This is a genomic window from Paraflavitalea sp. (assembly GCF_059502485.1).
In genome coordinates this window covers 66,142-84,520 of sequence record NZ_JCACET010000008.1, presented here as the reverse complement: position 1 = coordinate 84,520, position 18,379 = coordinate 66,142, and the positions used below count along the sequence as shown (strand labels likewise).

Here is an 18,379-nt window from a genome sequence, read left to right as displayed (position 1 = left end):
TTGTTGTAACATGAAGACCAAACGGGTACTGAGAAAAATTTTCCAATATTTCTTACAAGGACTCATTATCCTGGCGCCCATAGCCCTCACCATCTACGCCGTAACCGTTTTATTCAACTTTGTTGATGGCATATTGCCCGGTCTTGTACAAAAGATATTTCCCCATTTAATAGTCACCGACGCTGAAGGCAATGTCAGGATTCCCGGAGTGGGATTCGTATTGGTAATACTCATTGTTATATTGGTAGGCTATATATCCTCATCCTATATCATTAGCCGCCTGGTAGATTTATTTGATAAAATACTGGAGCGAACACCCGGAATAAAGCTGATCTATAGCACCATCAAAGATTTCTTCGAAGCCTTTGCCGGCGACAAACGTAAGTTTGATAAAGCAGTATTGGTAAGCGTAGAATCGTTGGATGTGTGGCAGGTAGGCTTTATTACACGGGAGGAGCTGAACGACTTTGGTTTGCAGGAACATGTGGCAGTGTACGTTCCACAAGCCTATGCCCTTACCGGCCGCCTGTACTTTGTTAAGAAAGACCGCGTACGCCTCCTGACCGATGTAACCTCCACCGAAGCCATGAAGTTTGCCATCTCCGGCGGCGTCACCCACCTCGACGACGAACACGAAGAGAAGAAGTAAAGTCGAAGCAAACGGAATTGCCCGGTCCTTTAGGGCCGGGATAAAGAATCGACAAAGTTTCTTTGGGCTTTAGCCCAATTGTACAAACCAATATCACTTATGAAAAAAGCCACACTAATTGCTTTTCTATTATGCTCATTTCACCAAGCCTTCTGCTGGGGCTTCTACGCCCACAAAAAGATCAACTACCTCGCCGTATTCCTCCTGCCACCGGAAATGATGGTACTCTACAAACCCCACATCAACTTCCTCAGCGAACACGCCGTTGATCCCGACAAACGCCGCTACGCTTTAGACATAGAAGCCCCGCGCCACTACATCGACATCGACCACTATGGCCAATATCCCTACGATTCCTTACCACGACAGTGGAATGACGCCATAGAGAAGTACACACAAGATAGTCTGATGAAATACGGTATAGTACCCTGGTGGATACAAACCATGCAACACCGCCTCACAGAAGCCTTCAAACAAAAAGACCAGGCAAGAATATTAAAACTTTCAGCCGATATTGGCCATTATATCGGTGACGTACATGTTCCCTTACACGTATGCAGCAACCACAACGGACAACATACAGGCCAGCAAGGCATACATGGATTTTGGGAATCGAGAATACCCGAACTGCTGGCCGAAAAAGAATGGGACTTTTATATAGGCAAAGCCGGATACATCAATGACCCTGGCAACTTTATCTGGAACAGAGTATTGGAAAGCGCAGCAGCAGCCGATACGGTGCTAACCTTTGAGAAAGCACTCAACCACGAATACCCTGCCGATCAGAAATTTGCTTTCGAACACCGCAATGGAATAATAACCCGGCAATACGCACAAGCCTATTGTCGGCAGTACAACCGTCGGCTCAACAACATGGTAGAGCGACGCATGCGGCAATCCATATATGCAGTAGCCTCGTTTTGGTACACAGCCTGGGTAAATGCGGGACAGCCCGATCTGAAACAATTGACCAATAAGCACTTCAGTGAAACAGAGCGCAAAGAATTGGAGACCCTTAACCAACAGTGGAAAGCGGGAAAAGCCCCGTCCAGAAACTGCGATTGATATATAAATAAACAAGTCTACCAATATACTGGAAAATGAAGCAGCTGGTGACCGCCAACCAGCCCCCTGTAACCTGAAACTTTGTAACCTGCAACTGGAAACTGACACCCGGAAACCAGAAACAATCGTTACCTTTGCCCTTCTTTTTTAATCAGAGAAATCATTAGAGCCGTGACATCAGCGATTTATAACTTCAATGCTGGCCCCAGCATATTGCCAAAGACCGTATTTGAACAAGCAGCACAAGCAGTCCTGAACTTCAACAATACAGGCCTATCCATCCTGGAATTAGGACACCGCACCGAAACCTTCCAGGCGGTGATGAACGAAGCCATCTCCCTGGTAAAAGAATTGATGCAACTGGATGCAGACCATGAGGTATTATTCCTGCATGGCGGCGCCTCCACACAATTCTTCCAGGTGCCCATGAACCTGCTGAACGATAACGAAATAGCAGCATACACCGATACCGATATATGGGGAGCCAAAGCTATTAAAGAAGCACGTCTCTTTGGACATGTAGAAGTAGTAGGCAGTTCAAAAGAAGCCAACTACAACTACCTGCCTAAAAACATGATCGTTCCAAAAACGGCCAAATACCTGCACATCACTACCAACAATACGATATATGGTACACAGTGGCAGGATATGAACCCCTTCTACGAAACAGGCGTTCCCTTGGTAGCTGATATGAGCAGCGACATCCTCAGCCGTACACTCGACTTCAATAAATACGACTTCATCTATGCAGGCGCGCAGAAAAATGTGGGCGCAGCAGGCGTAAACCTGGTGGTGGTAAACAAGAACATATTAGGAAAGGTAGATCGCAAGCTGCCAGTGATGATGGACTACCGCAACCACATCGAGAACGGCTCTATGCTCAACACACCGCCGGTGTTTGCTGTATACGTATGTATGCTCACCCTCCGCTGGCTGAAAGAGCAGGGTGGAGTAGCAGCGATAGAAAAGATCAACAACGAAAAAGCAGCCTTGCTCTACAGCACAATAGATAAGAACCCCATCTTCAAAGGAACAGCAGCGGTGGAAGACCGCAGTAAGATGAACGTCACATTTGTGATGGACGACCAGGCGCTCGAAAAAGAGTTCCTGGCCCTTTGCAAAGAAAACGGCATGGTAGGTGTAAAAGGATACCGCACGATAGGAGGTTTCCGCGCTTCCCTCTACAACGCAATGCCACTGGCAGGCGTACAGGCACTAACCAGTCTCATGAACGACTTTGCACAACGAAAAGGATAAACACAACAACAACCATTATGGCATCTATACAACCATTCAAAGCATTGCGGCCAAAACCTGAGTTAGCCGCCCAGGTAGCCTCCCGTCCATATGATGTATTGAACAGCAAAGAAGCCCGTGAAGAAGCAGCAGGAAACCCATACTCCTTCCTGCACATCACCAAATCAGAGATTAGTCTCCCTGAAAATATCGACATCCACACACAGGAAGTATACGATAAGGCAAAAGAAAACCTCGCAGCTTTTATACAACGTGGCATCCTGTTCCGTGAAGACAAAGCCTGCTACTACATCTACCAGTTGGTGATGAATGGCCGTAGCCAGACAGGACTTGTTTGCGGTAGCTCAGTAGACGACTACGAGCAGGACATCATTAAGAAACACGAATTCACCCGCCCCGAAAAAGAGCAGGACCGCATCAACCACATCAAGACCTCCGGTGCACAAACAGGTAATGTGTTCCTCGCCTATAAAAACGTAACAGAGCTGGACAAGCTCATCGACGACTGGAAAGCAGGCCATCATCCCGTATACAACTTCACGGCAGATGACAACATTAGCCACACCATTTGGGTGGTGAACAATGACGAAGCGATCAAATCCATCACAGATATTTTCGCTACGGTAGTACCGGCTACTTACATTGCCGATGGTCACCACCGTGCGGCATCAGCAGCCAAAGTGCGCAAAGCCCTCGGAGAGAAAACCACACCGGAAGCCAACTACTTTCTCACCACGCTGTTCCCCTCCAACCAGTTGTACATCATGGATTACAACCGCGTGGTAAAAGACCTCAATGGATTGACGGAAGCAGAACTCCTCCAAAAGCTGACAGCCGATTTCACCGTTGAAAAAATTGCAGCGCCGTTAGCACCAGAAAACCTGCACGAGTTTGGCATGTACCTCAAAGGACAGTGGTATAAACTCACTTCCAAAGAAGGTACGTTCACAACTGACCCCATTGGCGTATTGGATGTATCGATCCTCTCCAACAATGTGCTCGACAAATGGCTGGGCATTAAAGACCAGCGTACCGATAAACGCATCGATTTCATTGGCGGCATCCGTGGATTGGGTGAACTGGAAAAAAGAATCAACAGCGGAGAAATGGCAGTTGCCTTCAGTCTGCATCCCGTTACCATTCAGCAACTGTTCGATATTGCCGACAGCGGCAATGTAATGCCACCCAAAAGCACCTGGTTCGAGCCCAAGCTCCGCGACGGTTTGCTCACACATCTGATAGCTTAAAACCCTAACATAACTTCACTTTAATTCGCACTGCGAGGCTATAAGCCTCGCAGTTTTATTTTCGGGCCTTTGGTCCGTCTCCAGAGAAGGGGTGCCGAAGGCGGTCCTTTATTTCCTCACAATCCATCAAATCCTCAAAATCGTGGTTCAGACATTTTAGCTATATTACACTAAACGATTACTGCTGCTATGAGCCGGACCAATCACTGCATTGCATTCATCATCAGCCTGGGAATTATCCTTACCCTCATCACTGGTTGCCGGTCCGGCAGCCCGGAGCAGCCACCCCTCTTTGAAACATTGGACAGCGACCGCACCGGCCTCAACTTCTCCAACACACTCACACAAAGCAACAGCATCAACATGCTGAAGTATATGTACTTCTACAATGGGGCAGGAGTAGGAGCAGGCGATTTCAACAACGATGGCAACATAGACCTTTTCTTCGCAGCCAATCAGCAACCCAATCGGTTATACCTCAATACAGGCAACCTACAGTTTAAAGACATCACCCGTGAAGCCCATATACCGCAGGATACGGGATGGAGCACGGGCGTTTCTGTAGCAGATGTGAACAATGATGGCTTGCTCGACATCTACATTTGTCGGGTAGGCAACTACGAAACCCTGCAAAGCCACAACCAGCTATTGATCTGTGAACGTATTGAGAACGGCATACCCATTTATAAAGAACAGGCAAAAGAATATGGATTGAACTTCTCCGGATTTAGCACACAGGCCGCCTTCTTCGACTACGACCTCGATGGCGATCTGGATATGTACTTGCTCAACCACTCGCTGCGCTACAACAGCACCTTTGCAGCCCGGACTACCTACGCAGGTACGTACGATTCCCTTTCGGGCCACCGCATGTTCAGGAACGACAATGGGCACTTCACCAATGTCACCCGCGAATCAGGCATCAACAGTTCGGTCATTGGATATGGATTAGGTATTGCTGTCTCCGACATCAACCTCGATGGCTGGCCCGATCTCTACATTGGCAACGACTTTCACGAAAACGATTACCTCTACATCAACCAGCACGATGGCACCTTTAAAGACGAGCTGACCAACAGTATCATGCACACGAGTCAGTTTTCGATGGGCGTGGATGTTGCCGATATCAACAACGATGCTTATCCAGAGATTGTTTCCATGGATATGCTGCCATCAGACCCATACATACTTAAAAGATCACTGGGAGAAGATGCATACGATATTTTCCACACGAAGATCAAACACGGCTACAACTATCAGTACGCCCGCAATGCCCTCCAGCTCAATCGGCGCAATGGTCAGTTTAGCGAAATCGGATTGTACGCAGGCATATACGCTACCGATTGGTCCTGGGCGCCCTTGTGGATGGATTTCGATAACGACGGCCTGAAAGACCTCTTTGTTTCCAACGGTATACCCAAGCGGCTCAATGATATCGACTACGTAAACTACATTTCCAACGACGAGATACAACGAAAGATAAGAGGAGGAGAGATGCAGGAAAAAGACATGGCATTGATCAACAAATTCCCGGAGATCAAACTGCCCAACCGATTTTTCCGTAACACGGGCAACGCCCATTTTGAAGATGAAGGCAATAAGATTGGCAACGACAGGCCCACCTATTCTAATGGTGCTGTGTACGCCGACTTCGACAACGATGGCGATTTAGATATTGTGGTAAATAACATTAATGAACCTGCCCTGCTGTATCGAAACACCACGAACGATAAAACGGGCAAACATTTCCTGTCCATACAATTGAAAGGACCAGCCGGCAACACAAATGCAGTAGGTGCCAAAGCCATTGTATTTGCCGATGGCGGCATCCGCACCTATGAAAAGTTCCCCACCCGCGGATTTCAATCCTCTATGGAACTTCCGCTGCACATTGGGCTGGACAATACGGAAGTAGATTCCATGTTCATAGTGTGGCCCGACAATACGTACCAGCCAGTTCACTGGTCTGATACGAATCACATCACCATTAAATACGAGCCCGGTAACTTAGCTAAATTCGATTACACGCTGCTGACTGCAGCCTACAAGAGCAACTTGCAGCATGTTAATGATATCACACGAGACGTTAACCTCCAATACTTCCACCAGGAAAACCACTTTGTTGAATTTGACCGCGAACCCCTCATACCCCACATGGTATCCACCGAGGGCCCGGCGCTGGCAGTGGGAGATATGAACGGCGATGGCCTGCAGGATGTATTCATAGGCGCTTCCAAGGCGAAAAAGAATGCGTTGTTCCTGCAAACACGCAACGGTAAATTTGAAAGATCAATACAGTCTGCTCTGGACAACGATAGCACCTGTGAGGACGTAGACGCATGCTGGGTAGATGTAAACAATGACAAATGGCCCGATCTGGTAGTGGCAAGTGGAGGCAATGAATATTACGGTCGCGAAGCATTCCTCTTGCCAAGAGTGTACATCAATGATGGCAAAGGACACCTGAATAAAATAAGCGACGCTTTTAGCGATATATATATTACAGCGGCTTGCGTGGCTCCATATGATTTTAACGGCGATGGATTTGTAGACCTCTTCATTGGAGGCCGTGCCTTTCCCTATGAATATGGACGTGTGCCCCGCTCTTACTTGCTATTGAATGATAAGACAGGCAAGTTCAAAGATGTTACAGCACAGTATGCGCCGGATCTGGTACAGCCAGGCTTCGTAACACAAGGCAAATGGATTGACATTGATAAAGATGGCGACCAGGATTTGCTGACCACGATGGAATGGGGCGGTGTCGATGCATACATCAATAACAAAGGCAAATTCACCCGGCAGGCTATTACAGAAAAGAAAGGCTGGTGGAATTTCCTCCTGCCCTGCGATATCGACCAGGATGGAGACATTGATCTCATTGCTGGTAACCTCGGCCTCAACAGTCGGCTTGCTGCTTCAGACAAAGAGCCGATCAAAATGTATTATGCCGACTTCGACGACAATGGCCGGAAAGAACAGGTCCTCACCTATTTTCTGCAAGGCCGTGAAATACCCTTTGCCAATAAAGACGAGCTGCAACGTCAGATGCCCGTATTGAAAAAGCGTTTCCTCTATGCCGGCGATTTTGCCAAAGCAACATTGGCGGAAATATTTACAGAAGAGAAACTGAAGAAAGCAGACGTATTCACTGCCAACTATCTTTCCAATGCGATCCTGATCAACCAGGGGAATATGAACTTCACATTGCAGCCCATGCCCTGGCAGGCACAGCTTGCAACCTATCGCGACGCGGTAATGATCAATGCTAACAACGATTCCCTGCCCGATATCTTATTAGGCGGTAATTTCTACGACAACAACATCCAGATGGGACGTTACGATGCAGACATGGGGACGATACTTGTAAACAAAAGCAAAGGAGTAGTAGCAGAAACGATTAACGGAACGCCAATAAAAGGTCAGGTACGGCACATCGCATCAATACAAATAGGAAAACAACAGGCATATATACTGGCAAAGAATAACGACAGCCTACAGGTTATAAAGCTGTCACACTGAGCATTAACGTACCAACGTCACAACCCCCTTTTGCACCATACCCCGGCCATTCAGCGTTTCCATTTCCAATAAATACACATACGTGCCGGTAGGCTGGGCAATGCTTCTGAAAGTGCCATCCCATCCCGCGCGGATATCAGTAGAATAAAATACCTGTTCCCCATACCGGTTATAAATGCGCAGACTGATTAGCCGGTTCTTATTCAGCGAAGGAATGCGGAAAACATCATTATGCTGGTCACCATTGGGGGTAAAAATATTGGGCATCCTGATCTCAAACACACAATCCTGGTATATAGTGATTGAATCCGCCTTTGTAGCACAGGCATTCGACACGCTTACCCAGTATTGCCCTGGTTTTTTCACTACGTAGCTGGCGCTGCTACTCACCTCTCCCATCCAATTGTAAGAAGCATAGCCCGGGGCTGTTTTCAACACGAGTGAGTCTTTCCCTTCCAGGCATTCATCCCTGCCAAGATCTACGATAGGTGATTTCGGAAAACTGACAGGATAATACACAATACTATCACAACCCTTTGCCGAAGTGTAAGTAATGGAGTAAGTGCCCGCAGCAGTTACTACATCATTATTGGGCAAAGTGTAACTGCTGGCATTACACAGCTCCCGCGGAGCGGCAGTATCCGTTTTGTCTTCGCAACACGACTTGCGACAAATGATAGAGGCATCTATTCGATAATCGACCATCGACAATGCTATAATACTATGCAGATTGGCAGGCGAAATATCAACATCGAGGTTAAAAGGGACCTGCACAAAATAAGAAGTGATATCTGTGGCCGACACAGTATGTGGACCTTCCACACAAGTAGCTGTTCCGGATGGATCGGTCTTTACCAGTTTCAGATCAGTACTGCCACCATTATGCGTGAAACTGAAAAAGTAAAACCCGTTAGGCGTGGCCAGAATGTCCCTTGTCTCTTGACTGCGACCGGTCAGCGGATAAGACTTTTGCCATTGAATAGCCCCCGCAGCATTGATGTACAACAGCGAAGGTGCATCAGCATTGTCCATAAGCAATACCTGATCTCCTACATTGCCCACTGGAACAGCAGCAGAGGCATAAATAGGAGGTTGATTACTTTGATAGCCGAGCGCCTGCTTTAAGTTCCCGGTATTATCAGTGATCATATTGATTACACGCGTAGTCTTCCGGAAATAGATATAAGCAGTATCGGCCTGAGAAGCGATAATACTCAAACCGCCCGAAGGCAATTCCGTGATCTGCACAATAGGACCAAAAATACGTTCACGTGTAGAAGGAGGCCCTTTCCAGGAATACAAACGTTCCCAGTTGATCAGGCCCGATTCATCATCTATAGAAACAGCATAATACCCTTCATTCTCCGTCACAAAAGGCCTGCTCACATCAAACAACCTGATCATATTGCCCAACACAATGTCACCATTCCTCAGTTGTGTCATTTGCATGCCTGAGTATCCAGCGCCCCGCGCATCAGCATACAGGCGCGTAGTCCACTTAATGACACCATCTTTAGTGATCCTCAAAACGATGTTGGCGCTATTCACCGCAGCAGCATAATTAGTGGCAATAATGAAATCACCGTCTTTCGTAGCAATAATAGAAGGAATGTCGACCATTTTTTCCGCCACAAAAGTCTTTACAAAGATTCTCGACCAGATAATATTACCATGCTTATCCACCTTCATCACAAAACCCAGTTGAGTCAAAGTAGCAGGCGGCACTTTGGTGGTATCGACATTGCCAATATTACCGGTCGCAATATAACCGCCATCGCCGGAGGGAACAGCCTTTGAAAACCGGACATAATTATAGATTGGGGAGGTGTAACGCCTGCTCCACAACACAGTACCATGAATGGAAAGCAAAGAGATCCACCCATCGAGCAGCACGGAGTTAGGCCGCATCACATCACCCGCCAACAGCAGTTCATGATTGCTGGTCAGCACAACGTGCTGCATATTTTGAACAGTGGGAGTAGTATATTCGATGTGAAAGTAATCGCTGACACATACCTGTGCAGTAGTTCCGGCAGGAAGGAAATACAGGAACACACAAAACAGTAAACCCCTCAAGGTAGTCTGGCAAGGCATGCATCGCTGATTAAGCCCGGGCGACACAAAGCACAACCCTGCCCGGTTACTTCAATTTAAGCCTATTACCCCACAAAACCAAGAACCCTGTTATTCAAACGTATCCCCTCTTTTGTCATTTCGAACGGAGCCATTCGAAATTTTAAAGAACAAGGAGTTGCGGCGTAGCGAGAAATCTGCTTGCGAAGCAAAGGAGAATCGAAGAAGATGTCGAAGCTGTTGCTCTGCGAGGCTTGTAGCCTCGCAGTCCTATTCCAGGGCCTTTGGCCCTATCGAAGCAAACGAACCTCTGTCTTTAGTTGAAGCTCTCCCTCTTTTTGTCATTTCGAACGGAGCCATTCGGAATTTTAAAGAACAAGGAGTTACGGCGTAGTGAGAAATCTGCTTGCGAAGCAAACGAGAATCGAAGAAGATGTCAAAGCAAACGGAATTGCCCGGCCCTTTAGGACCGGGTTAAAGAAGTCAACCTCCCCTTTGGGCTTTAGCCCAATTCGTGTAACCTCAAAATATTGGATAGTAGATCCTTGTAACCCACTGCGTCGTATCAGCTTGCTGTTGCCGGTTCGTAACAAGCGATTCAAAAGGAATAGCAGGCGATTCATACTTATGCTCTACGAGATAATTCTCCAGCTGGCGAAAAGCCTCACGCACCCGCGCAGGCCCACCCTGCACTTCAGTCACAAGGAGCTTGCCGGCGAGCAGCTGTCTGTAAAGAATAGCGCCTTTACTGCTTAATACTTTATTAATAGGGAGAGCAGCCATTACTTCCACATGTGAGCTGTCAACGCGTCTTCTATTGATCATGGGAGGATTGGTAACTTGCGCACCAGAAGCAGACGCGTATTGTTGCAACTGCTCAATCAGTCGGTAGATGTCCACTACTGCAGGCTCATGCTGTAGCACAGTTTTGGTGGCAACCAAAAAAGAGTCAGTAACCTTGGTCTGACTGACCTTGATACCGTAAGTATTCACGTCATCATTGAGAAAGTTGGCGAGCGCCTGCATAATACCCCCCACATCTTCCTTCAGCCTTTTAGCCTTATTGCGTTGTTGAAACCTGGTGATAGGATTGAAGCTTGATCGCTCCTGGAATTCCCAAACCAGTTTGACAGTATCCTTACTGATCGGTACAATAGTGATCAGGTTTTTGATACTGTCCGGGCTATGATTGGAAGTAACCTCGATGCCCGACATAAATTGTTGGGAGAGGCGGAAAGCGTGACCATTATAATAAAAGTAGCGGGTGGCAGATAGGGGCCTGATCACTTTCGAGGGACTGCTTGGCCACCACCTGGGCCATTTGCTTTCATCCAGCAAATAACGCTGAGCAGATTTTTGCGTAGTGCTGGACACGGTATTAATAGATTCATGAATGACGGAAGGAACCATAACATAAGGCAGCACAATCAAAATAAGAATAACTATTATTATACCTGTCAGTATTCTTTTCATAGTTTCTTAGCGCAGTTTCGTTTCCAAGTTTAATTCCGTCGCCCCAAACAGTCAGGCCGCTCAAGCGGCCAGACTAACCAGGCAAAGGTCTTGCATTCCTCACACTACCTCCTTCTGATGATCGATCACAAACTGAATGATCTCTTCCAACGGTGTATCGATCCTTGATAAGGCATCCGTAATATCATCCCGGTTCACCTGCGCGGCAAAAGAAGGCGTCTTGAGTTTCTTCATAATACTCTTCACATCCATGCCCTCATACCGGGTAGGGCGGATCAACGCGGCTGCATGAATAAACCCCGACAATTCATCAAACATATAGATCATCTTATCCATGGTATTGTTAGGCTCTACACCAAAATACCGCGGTCCATGCGAGGCAATACAATGAATCACTTCAGGATCGATATGACGGTGTTCAAGCTCTTCGATAATAATGCGGCAATGATCGTTGGGGTGTTTCTCCCAGTCGGCGTCATGGAGTAGGCCAGCCAATTCCCATTTGAGCGCAGTGGTGGCGTCGGCTCCTTCCCGTTCGATGGCCCAGGCCTTCATCACGGCAGCCACTTGTTTCATATGCAGCCGTAGCCGTTCATTAGGAACCCAATCTTCCAGCAATTGATGAGCTTCTTCAATAGACATAAGCTTACCGGCATCCGCCGGATCGCCAAAAGTGTTTCTTCCAAGTACATGAATAGACATACTGTAATATTAAGAAAGCCAGAAGAGCTTTCCAAAAATCGACAGCAGCATAGAGTGGAGTATCTTATTGAACTTTCTTCAATAACTCCATATGCCTTGCCCGGTAACCATTGGGATCAAAAGTCCTGGCGCCATCCGCCCATTGCTTGATCTGAGCAAGTGTCACAGACCCTTTATAAGCTGAACCACGCAAGTAGAGAGCCAGGCCGGCAAGAGAACCGGCAAAGCGCAGGTCTTCGCTGGCTTCAGGGAAAGAATGGCCTTCATCATAAATATCGAGGTCAAGCGGAATACTGGTATTTTCAGCAGGCTTTTTATAGCGGAAATTAATTGTAAAAGTAGGGACCGCTCTGAAAGGTACATTCACTGTAGGCTTGATCTCATAAATAGCAGTAATAGTTTGTCCTGCCCCAACCTCTCCGGCATCCTTTTTATCATCTGCAAATTCACTGTTCTTCATGACCCTGTTTTCATAACCGATCAGGCGATATTCTTCTACCAGTGCTGGGTTGAAGGTTACCTGCACCTTCACGTCTTTGGCTACGGTCAGGAACTTATTATATTCTTCTACAAAAACCTTTTGAAGCTCAGCATGACTATCGAGGTATTCATAATTACCATTACCATTGTTAGCGATTTTTTCGAGCATACTTTCATTAAGGTTACCAGCCCCCACACCCAGCGAGGTGAAATAAACACCCTTCTCACGTTTTTCTTCTACCAGCTTTACGAGCTCTTCTGTTGAGCTGATACCTACGTTGAAGTCGCCATCCGTACCAAGGATGATACGGTTATTGCCACCTGGTATAAAGTTTTGCTCGGCAATCTCATAAGCCTTTGTGATACCGGCAGCGCCGTTTGTGCTACCGCCAGCACCCAGTTTCTCGAGCGCTTTGATGATCTTGTCCTTTTGAGTACCCGGAGTCGATTCCAGCGCCACACCTTGACTACCTGCATAAACTACAATAGCTATCCGGTCTTGCGCGCGCATTTGCTTCACAAAGTCGATAAAACCTTCCCGCAGCAGCTTCAGTTTATCGTCGCTGCCCATGGAGCCTGAAACATCGATGAGCAATACGAAGTTGGCAGTGGGGTAGTCCTGTTTGGGAACAGATTTGCCTTTGATACCGATCCGGATCAATTTGTGACCGGCATTCCAGGGGCAGGAACTCACTTCACCATTTACGCCGATGGGAGCTCCGCCGGTTGGGTCCGGGTAGTTATAAGTGAAATAATTGATAAACTCTTCCGTGCGCAGCGCAGCTTTATAATTGGAGAGATATTGCTGTTCGTAAGTAAGTAACCGGCGGGCCAACGCATAAGAACCACCATCAGCGTCGACTGAAAAAGTAGAAGTAGCGGAGTCGATGGTTTTAATAAAAGAATTCTCAACGATGGAGTCAACATTCCCGACAGATCCGTTTGCTATATAGTCACTGGCAAGGCCGAAAGAACTGGGGCTCGTATTCAATTTTTCGCAACTATAAAGGATGGCGGCAATGCTTACCAGCAATAAAGCGGCAACGGACAGGCGGTTGAAGGGGCGCATGAGTACTTTTTTCTGCTGACAACTACTCTCTGCCCAGCGTTGCATGACACCGATAGGCCGGAACCGGGTTTGTCATTTGTCAATACTTAATCTTATGTCCCGGTTGTTGGAGCTTAGTGTGAAGACGGCTTCCCATCACTGGCGCAAGTATGCCGCTGAGCTTGGTGTGTTGGGTACTTGTGCCACAGGATTAGTTAATCTTTCAGCTTATATTCCTTCAGTAATGCCTCCGCAGGGATACGCAGCATTTTACTAAAAAGTCGTATCATAGTGAGAGAAAGCGGTTGCTTATAATTAAGCACCTTACTGATGGTCCCCTTATCACCATATTCCCGGGCGAGATCGGCAGGCTTTAACCCCATGTCATTCATCCGTTCTTTGATCAGCTCAATAGGGTCTAATGCAGGGATAGACCATTGTTCCTGCTCGTATTTATTGATAAGTAACGCTAATAGAAGTTTCTCTCTATGTTCTGGAGATCCTTTTTTGGTCTCACGGATTTCTTCATAGCGCTTGGTTGCTTCCTTATACTCTTTTTCACTTTCTATGAGAAACCATTGCTTCATACTGCTATATTGTTTCGGGATCGATCTTGTCGTACGCTGCATGGGTGCCAATGAATCGTATTTCGACAAGCTGATCCGCATAATCAATATGGACAATTAATCGATAGGTGTTGTGCGCAATCTCAAAACGAGCCCGGTTGTTTTTGACCATTTTAGCATTTGGAAAATCAGCCAGTACATCCTGTTTGCTTTTCCAGATGCCCCTTTCTGTTATCACTTTCCAGGCAGCAATACTTTTTCTCGCGTTAGCATGAGTATGGGCGAAGTCATTAATTCTTTTAGTATACACAAGCAACATACTTTCAAATCTTTAATGATTCAAAAAACAAATAAACAGAGTTAGAATCGTTTAGATTAAAAGTCAGTGTGCGCTTGTCTCTAGGATAACAAACTTGCTTCTCAAAAATATTGGATACAGCAAAAATAACAAAAGTTGGTAAATCGCCAACTTTTATTTTAAAACCTAAAAGCATTTAAATAATAATTGCTCACCGCATTTCAATCCTACGGCCGATTTTCTGCCGCCATATTCTCCCCCCTCACGCAATCCCCAGCCCATCCATTTCCCACCCATCACCTTGCGTCCCCTCCTTGGGCTTGTCATCCTCAACCCTTGGCACACCAGGGATCACCTTCATAATTTTCAAAGCCCCTGTAAACTGTACCGTTCCATCCGCTTCGATCTGCCGGTTCAACTCCTTTCGTTTACGTTGACTCATCACGGTACGTGGCATCTTCTTTAGGTCTCCCCAGAAAACAACCCCCAGAAAAATAAAGCCGGTGCCATGAAGAGGAATAGAAGGAAAGCTAAAATGTATATCAGACACGTCAGAAAAATCTACGGCCATTTTGCTTGTTTCTCCAAACACACTTTTATAAGCGCCCTTGTCAAAATCGATGACCATTCTGCCTCCAACAAATTGAAAGTGCGTAGCATGAGTTGGAACCTGGAGTTGCCTGGCGACAGCAAAACTTGGGATGCTCACATGCATGTCATCATTATTTTTATTACGGACAATTAAAACGTCACCGGTAAACACCGTTTCCAACGGAAGTTTAACATTAAACTCAAACCCTTGTAATACCTCGGGTTGCCCCTTGTCAAACCTCCGCGTCCCAAAATCACTTACAGCATCGGCTCGGATAGATTGAAGGATGGTAGCATTCATACGAGCGCTGAGTTTCCCATCAGCAATTGGAAAAAGAAGTTTTGACAAGGATTTACGCAAAAGCTTGCCTGCAAAAGTGGTTTCTTTGAATTCTTGCCCGCTATGAATGAAGTTTTGGAACTTTTTATCGCGCATTACGCGATCCTTGTCAAGCGAAGACTTTGCACGAGCCAGATGCCCATCGTCAGGATGATAATAAAAAGTAATCCCATCGATAGTTCCCTTGAGCGGAATTTGCCCCATCTGCCTGGCCATATCAAAATAGATTTAGGAGTATTGAATAAAGAACCGGGTCATTAGAACATACGATGCCCTGTTTCGGCCGGATGTAACAAGTACCCAGGTCTCCTTTACTAATATAAAGAAAAAGCGCCATTCTGGCATATTTTCCTTCAGGAATAAGATAAGCTAATGAGCCGGTTAAGTAGAATTAAGTGCTGGAATGAAGGCGGTTTGATGTATAGATCCTGGCGGGATGCTGTATAGTAAAGCTAAACCAAAACTAAACCAAAGCCAGACTTAAGCTAAACCAAAGCTAAGCGGACCTGGTTAAAACAGGGTTGAAGGCAGATTTCCCGCAAAACGGGAACGCCGGCAAAAAAAGCAGCATGGAGACAATGAGATGGCCTTTTCATTACCTTAAATATACTGATAAAATGGCAGTTTAGATGCAGCAAAAGCAAACAAATTCTTTATTAATATATATTATCCCGATCCTGCTTTTACCAAACAACCCTCCTGAACAACACAATCACCCTTCCCCGTCATTTCGAACCCGGCCATACGTCCTGACCTTCTCAGCAATTCCCCCGGGTGAGAAATCTGCCCGCGAAGCAGCAGGTTTTCCCTCATTGCCTTAATGCTTTTGTACCTCGTTGCCTCTCGATGCCTCACCCTTAAAGCCTCCAAAACCCACTACTGCCGCCTCTTTCACCCCTCCTCTAAATTCAGCAAGCAAAATTTTTATTGAAAATCAATATCTTGCGCAGGTGCGATGAAAAATAAGCTTCCCAAATAATTGGTTATCGATTTACACTTCCCTACCTTTGCGTCCCATTTCAATTCACCGGGTTGGCGGTGACCCTCGCAAGAGGGGTAACATTTAAAAAGAACAAATTACAATGAGCAAATTACATTTCACTACAAAGCATGCGAATGCGGCTACCGTAAAACACAACTGGTATGTTGTGGATGGTACCAATCAAACCGTGGGACGCATGTGCGCTAAAATAGCTGCCGTTCTTCGTGGTAAGAATAAGGCCTATTACACGCCACATGTTGATTGCGGAGACTATGTTATCGTTATTAATGCCGACAAGGTAAAATTTACCGGTAACAAAATTGAGGACAAAGAATACCTGACCTTCTCAGGTTATCCAGGTGGCCAAAAAGCCGAAACAGCTAAGGACCTGCTGAAACGCAGACCCGAATTAGTGGTTGAGCGCGCCGTTAAAGGCATGTTGCCTAAAAACCGCCTCGGTCGCAAAATGTTCAAGAAATTGTTTGTGTACGCTGGCGACAAGCACGAGCAGACTGCACAAAAACCTCAACCATTAACTTTCTAATTGTAAATATTACATGGAAAAGCAGAAAAACGCAGTAGGCCGTCGTAAAGAAGCTGTGACAAGGATCTTCCTTTCAAAAGGAACCGGTAAGATCACAGTAAACGACAAGAGCTACAAAGAATACTTTTCACTGGTATACCTGCAAAACCAGGTAGAGCTGCCCTTGAAAACAATTCAGTCCCTCGACAAATATGATGTTCAGATCAACGCCGCAGGCGGTGGTATGAAAGGACAGGCAGAAGCTGCCAAGCTGGGTATCGCCCGTGCACTGGTTGAGCTCAACGCTGAATGGCGTCCGGCCCTCAAAGCTGCAGGCGTTCTGAAACGTGATCCCCGTTCTGTTGAACGTAAGAAATTCGGTCACAAGAAAGCCCGCAGAAGCTACCAGTTCTCTAAACGTTAATCGATACAAGCTATTAGCTATCGGCCGCTGGCTCTTAGCTAATGGTTTCTGTAAGAAACATTATCTAAAATTGCTAACAGCTACAAGCTAATAGCTAAAAGCTCAAAAATAAAATGGAAAACAACGTTTCATTGCAACAGCAGCTCCTGGATGCCGGTGTACACTTCGGACACCTCCGGAAGAAATGGAACCCCAAGATGTTGCCTTACATCTTCGCTGAGAAGAAAGGTATCCACATCATCGACCTCAATAAAACTACCGAACACCTGCAGGAAACTGCAGCCGCACTGAAGCAAATCGCTCGCAGCGGTAAAAAGATCATGTTCGTTGGTACTAAAAAACAAGCCAAGGAAATCGTTACCGAGTGCGCTAAGAAAGTAAACATGCCCTACGTAACCGAGCGTTGGTTAGGTGGTATGCTTACCAACTTCAACACCGTTCGTAAGAGCGTGAAGAAGATGCAAAGCATCGACAAAATGCTGGGCGATGGAAGCGCAGAGAGCCTCACTAAAAAAGAGAAGCTCACCCTCGGCCGCGACCGCGATAAAATGGATAAAGTACTGGGTGGTATCGCTCAACTGGGCCGTGTACCTGCCGCTTTGTTCATCATCGACATCGGCCACGAGCACATCGCACTGGCTGAAGCAAAGCGCCTCGGCATCCTCACTTTCGGAATGGTTGATACCAACTGCGACCCCAACAAGGTTGACTTTGCGATCCCTTCCAACGATGATGCTACTAAGTCAATCGCTATCATCACACAATACATCACTGCTGCTATCGCTGAAGGTCTGGCTGAACGTCAGGCTGCTAAAGACGAAGAAGTAGAAGAATCAGCAGATGATGAGAACGCAAAGAAAGCAGCACGCATCCAGGCTGAAGCAGAAGCAGAAGCTGGTCGTGGTGGCAGAGGTGGCGCTCCCCGTGGTCAGGGTGGTCCTGGCGGTGGCGGTGGTCACCAGGCAAAACGCCGCGTTCCAGGTGGCGGTGGCCGCAGAGGCGGTGGAAGATAAGTAGAACGTCAATTCAATATCGAATCCAGCATTCCGGGTCACAGCATTCTGAATGCTGGATTTCGACTTCTGAATATAGACCCTCACATATCGACTTAATAAATTCGTAACTGAAGATGCGTTTGC

15 protein-coding genes are annotated in these 18,379 nt (G+C 46.6%); 8 read left to right on the top strand and 7 right to left on the bottom strand.

Annotated features, from left to right (window positions below):
* The first annotated feature begins 10 nt into the window (after positions 1-10).
* From AC5JBY_RS03000 to AC5JBY_RS02980, 5 genes are all read left to right on the top strand, one after another.
* Positions 11-649 carry a DUF502 domain-containing protein gene (locus AC5JBY_RS03000; RefSeq protein WP_495903066.1) on the top strand — a complete coding sequence of 213 codons (639 nt, stop codon included), beginning with the start codon at positions 11-13 and terminating at the stop codon, positions 647-649.
* Between the two features lie 99 nt (positions 650-748).
* Entirely contained in the window at positions 749-1,714 is a 966-nt protein-coding gene (locus AC5JBY_RS02995) for a zinc dependent phospholipase C family protein (RefSeq protein ID WP_495903065.1), read from the top strand.
* A 171-nt stretch (positions 1,715-1,885) separates the two neighbouring features.
* Positions 1,886-2,971, top strand: coding sequence for a 3-phosphoserine/phosphohydroxythreonine transaminase (gene serC / locus AC5JBY_RS02990; RefSeq protein WP_495903064.1), 1,086 nt, complete (start codon positions 1,886-1,888; stop codon positions 2,969-2,971).
* Between the two features lie 17 nt (positions 2,972-2,988).
* The gene (locus AC5JBY_RS02985) at positions 2,989-4,218 is read left to right on the top strand and encodes a DUF1015 domain-containing protein (RefSeq protein WP_495903063.1); all 1,230 of its coding nucleotides are present in this window, start codon (positions 2,989-2,991) and stop codon (positions 4,216-4,218) included.
* 189 nt (positions 4,219-4,407) lie between these two features.
* On the top strand, positions 4,408-7,740 hold the full coding sequence (locus AC5JBY_RS02980; protein WP_495903062.1) for a VCBS repeat-containing protein: 3,333 nt from the start codon (positions 4,408-4,410) through the stop codon (positions 7,738-7,740).
* Positions 7,741-7,743: 3 nt separating this feature from the next.
* Here AC5JBY_RS02980 and AC5JBY_RS02975 read toward each other — a convergent pair whose 3' ends face one another.
* From AC5JBY_RS02975 to AC5JBY_RS02945, 7 genes are all read right to left on the bottom strand, one after another.
* Positions 7,744-9,834 (bottom strand): T9SS type B sorting domain-containing protein, encoded by a 2,091-nt coding sequence (locus AC5JBY_RS02975; RefSeq protein WP_495903061.1) that lies wholly within the window; start codon positions 9,832-9,834, stop codon positions 7,744-7,746.
* Positions 9,835-10,335: 501 nt separating this feature from the next.
* On the bottom strand, positions 10,336-11,286 hold the full coding sequence (locus AC5JBY_RS02970) for a GyrI-like domain-containing protein (protein ID WP_495903060.1): 951 nt from the start codon (positions 11,284-11,286) through the stop codon (positions 10,336-10,338).
* 99 nt (positions 11,287-11,385) lie between these two features.
* Complete coding sequence (locus tag AC5JBY_RS02965; protein WP_495903059.1) at positions 11,386-11,988, bottom strand: hydrolase; 603 nt, start codon at positions 11,986-11,988, stop codon at positions 11,386-11,388.
* A gap of 64 nt (positions 11,989-12,052) precedes the next feature.
* On the bottom strand, positions 12,053-13,537 hold the full coding sequence (locus AC5JBY_RS02960; RefSeq protein WP_495903058.1) for a vWA domain-containing protein: 1,485 nt from the start codon (positions 13,535-13,537) through the stop codon (positions 12,053-12,055).
* A 194-nt stretch (positions 13,538-13,731) separates the two neighbouring features.
* Positions 13,732-14,103, bottom strand: a complete 372-nt coding sequence (locus AC5JBY_RS02955; protein ID WP_495903057.1) for a helix-turn-helix domain-containing protein — start codon at positions 14,101-14,103, stop codon at positions 13,732-13,734.
* 4 nt (positions 14,104-14,107) lie between these two features.
* A complete protein-coding gene (locus AC5JBY_RS02950) occupies positions 14,108-14,401 on the bottom strand; it encodes a type II toxin-antitoxin system HigB family toxin (protein WP_495903056.1) in 294 nt (97 codons plus the stop codon).
* A 241-nt stretch (positions 14,402-14,642) separates the two neighbouring features.
* Positions 14,643-15,527: a hypothetical protein gene (locus AC5JBY_RS02945; protein ID WP_495903055.1), complete on the bottom strand. Its 885-nt coding sequence runs from the start codon at positions 15,525-15,527 to the stop codon at positions 14,643-14,645.
* 866 nt (positions 15,528-16,393) lie between these two features.
* On the opposite strand from AC5JBY_RS02945, the gene rplM reads away from it, so the two are divergent.
* From rplM to rpsB, 3 genes are all read left to right on the top strand, one after another.
* Positions 16,394-16,837: a 50S ribosomal protein L13 gene (gene rplM, locus AC5JBY_RS02940; RefSeq protein WP_495903054.1), complete on the top strand. Its 444-nt coding sequence runs from the start codon at positions 16,394-16,396 to the stop codon at positions 16,835-16,837.
* 13 nt (positions 16,838-16,850) lie between these two features.
* On the top strand, positions 16,851-17,240 hold the full coding sequence (gene rpsI / locus AC5JBY_RS02935; RefSeq protein ID WP_495903053.1) for a 30S ribosomal protein S9: 390 nt from the start codon (positions 16,851-16,853) through the stop codon (positions 17,238-17,240).
* A 113-nt stretch (positions 17,241-17,353) separates the two neighbouring features.
* Entirely contained in the window at positions 17,354-18,253 is a 900-nt protein-coding gene (gene rpsB / locus AC5JBY_RS02930) for a 30S ribosomal protein S2 (protein WP_495903052.1), read from the top strand.
* Positions 18,254-18,379 lie beyond the last annotated feature (126 nt).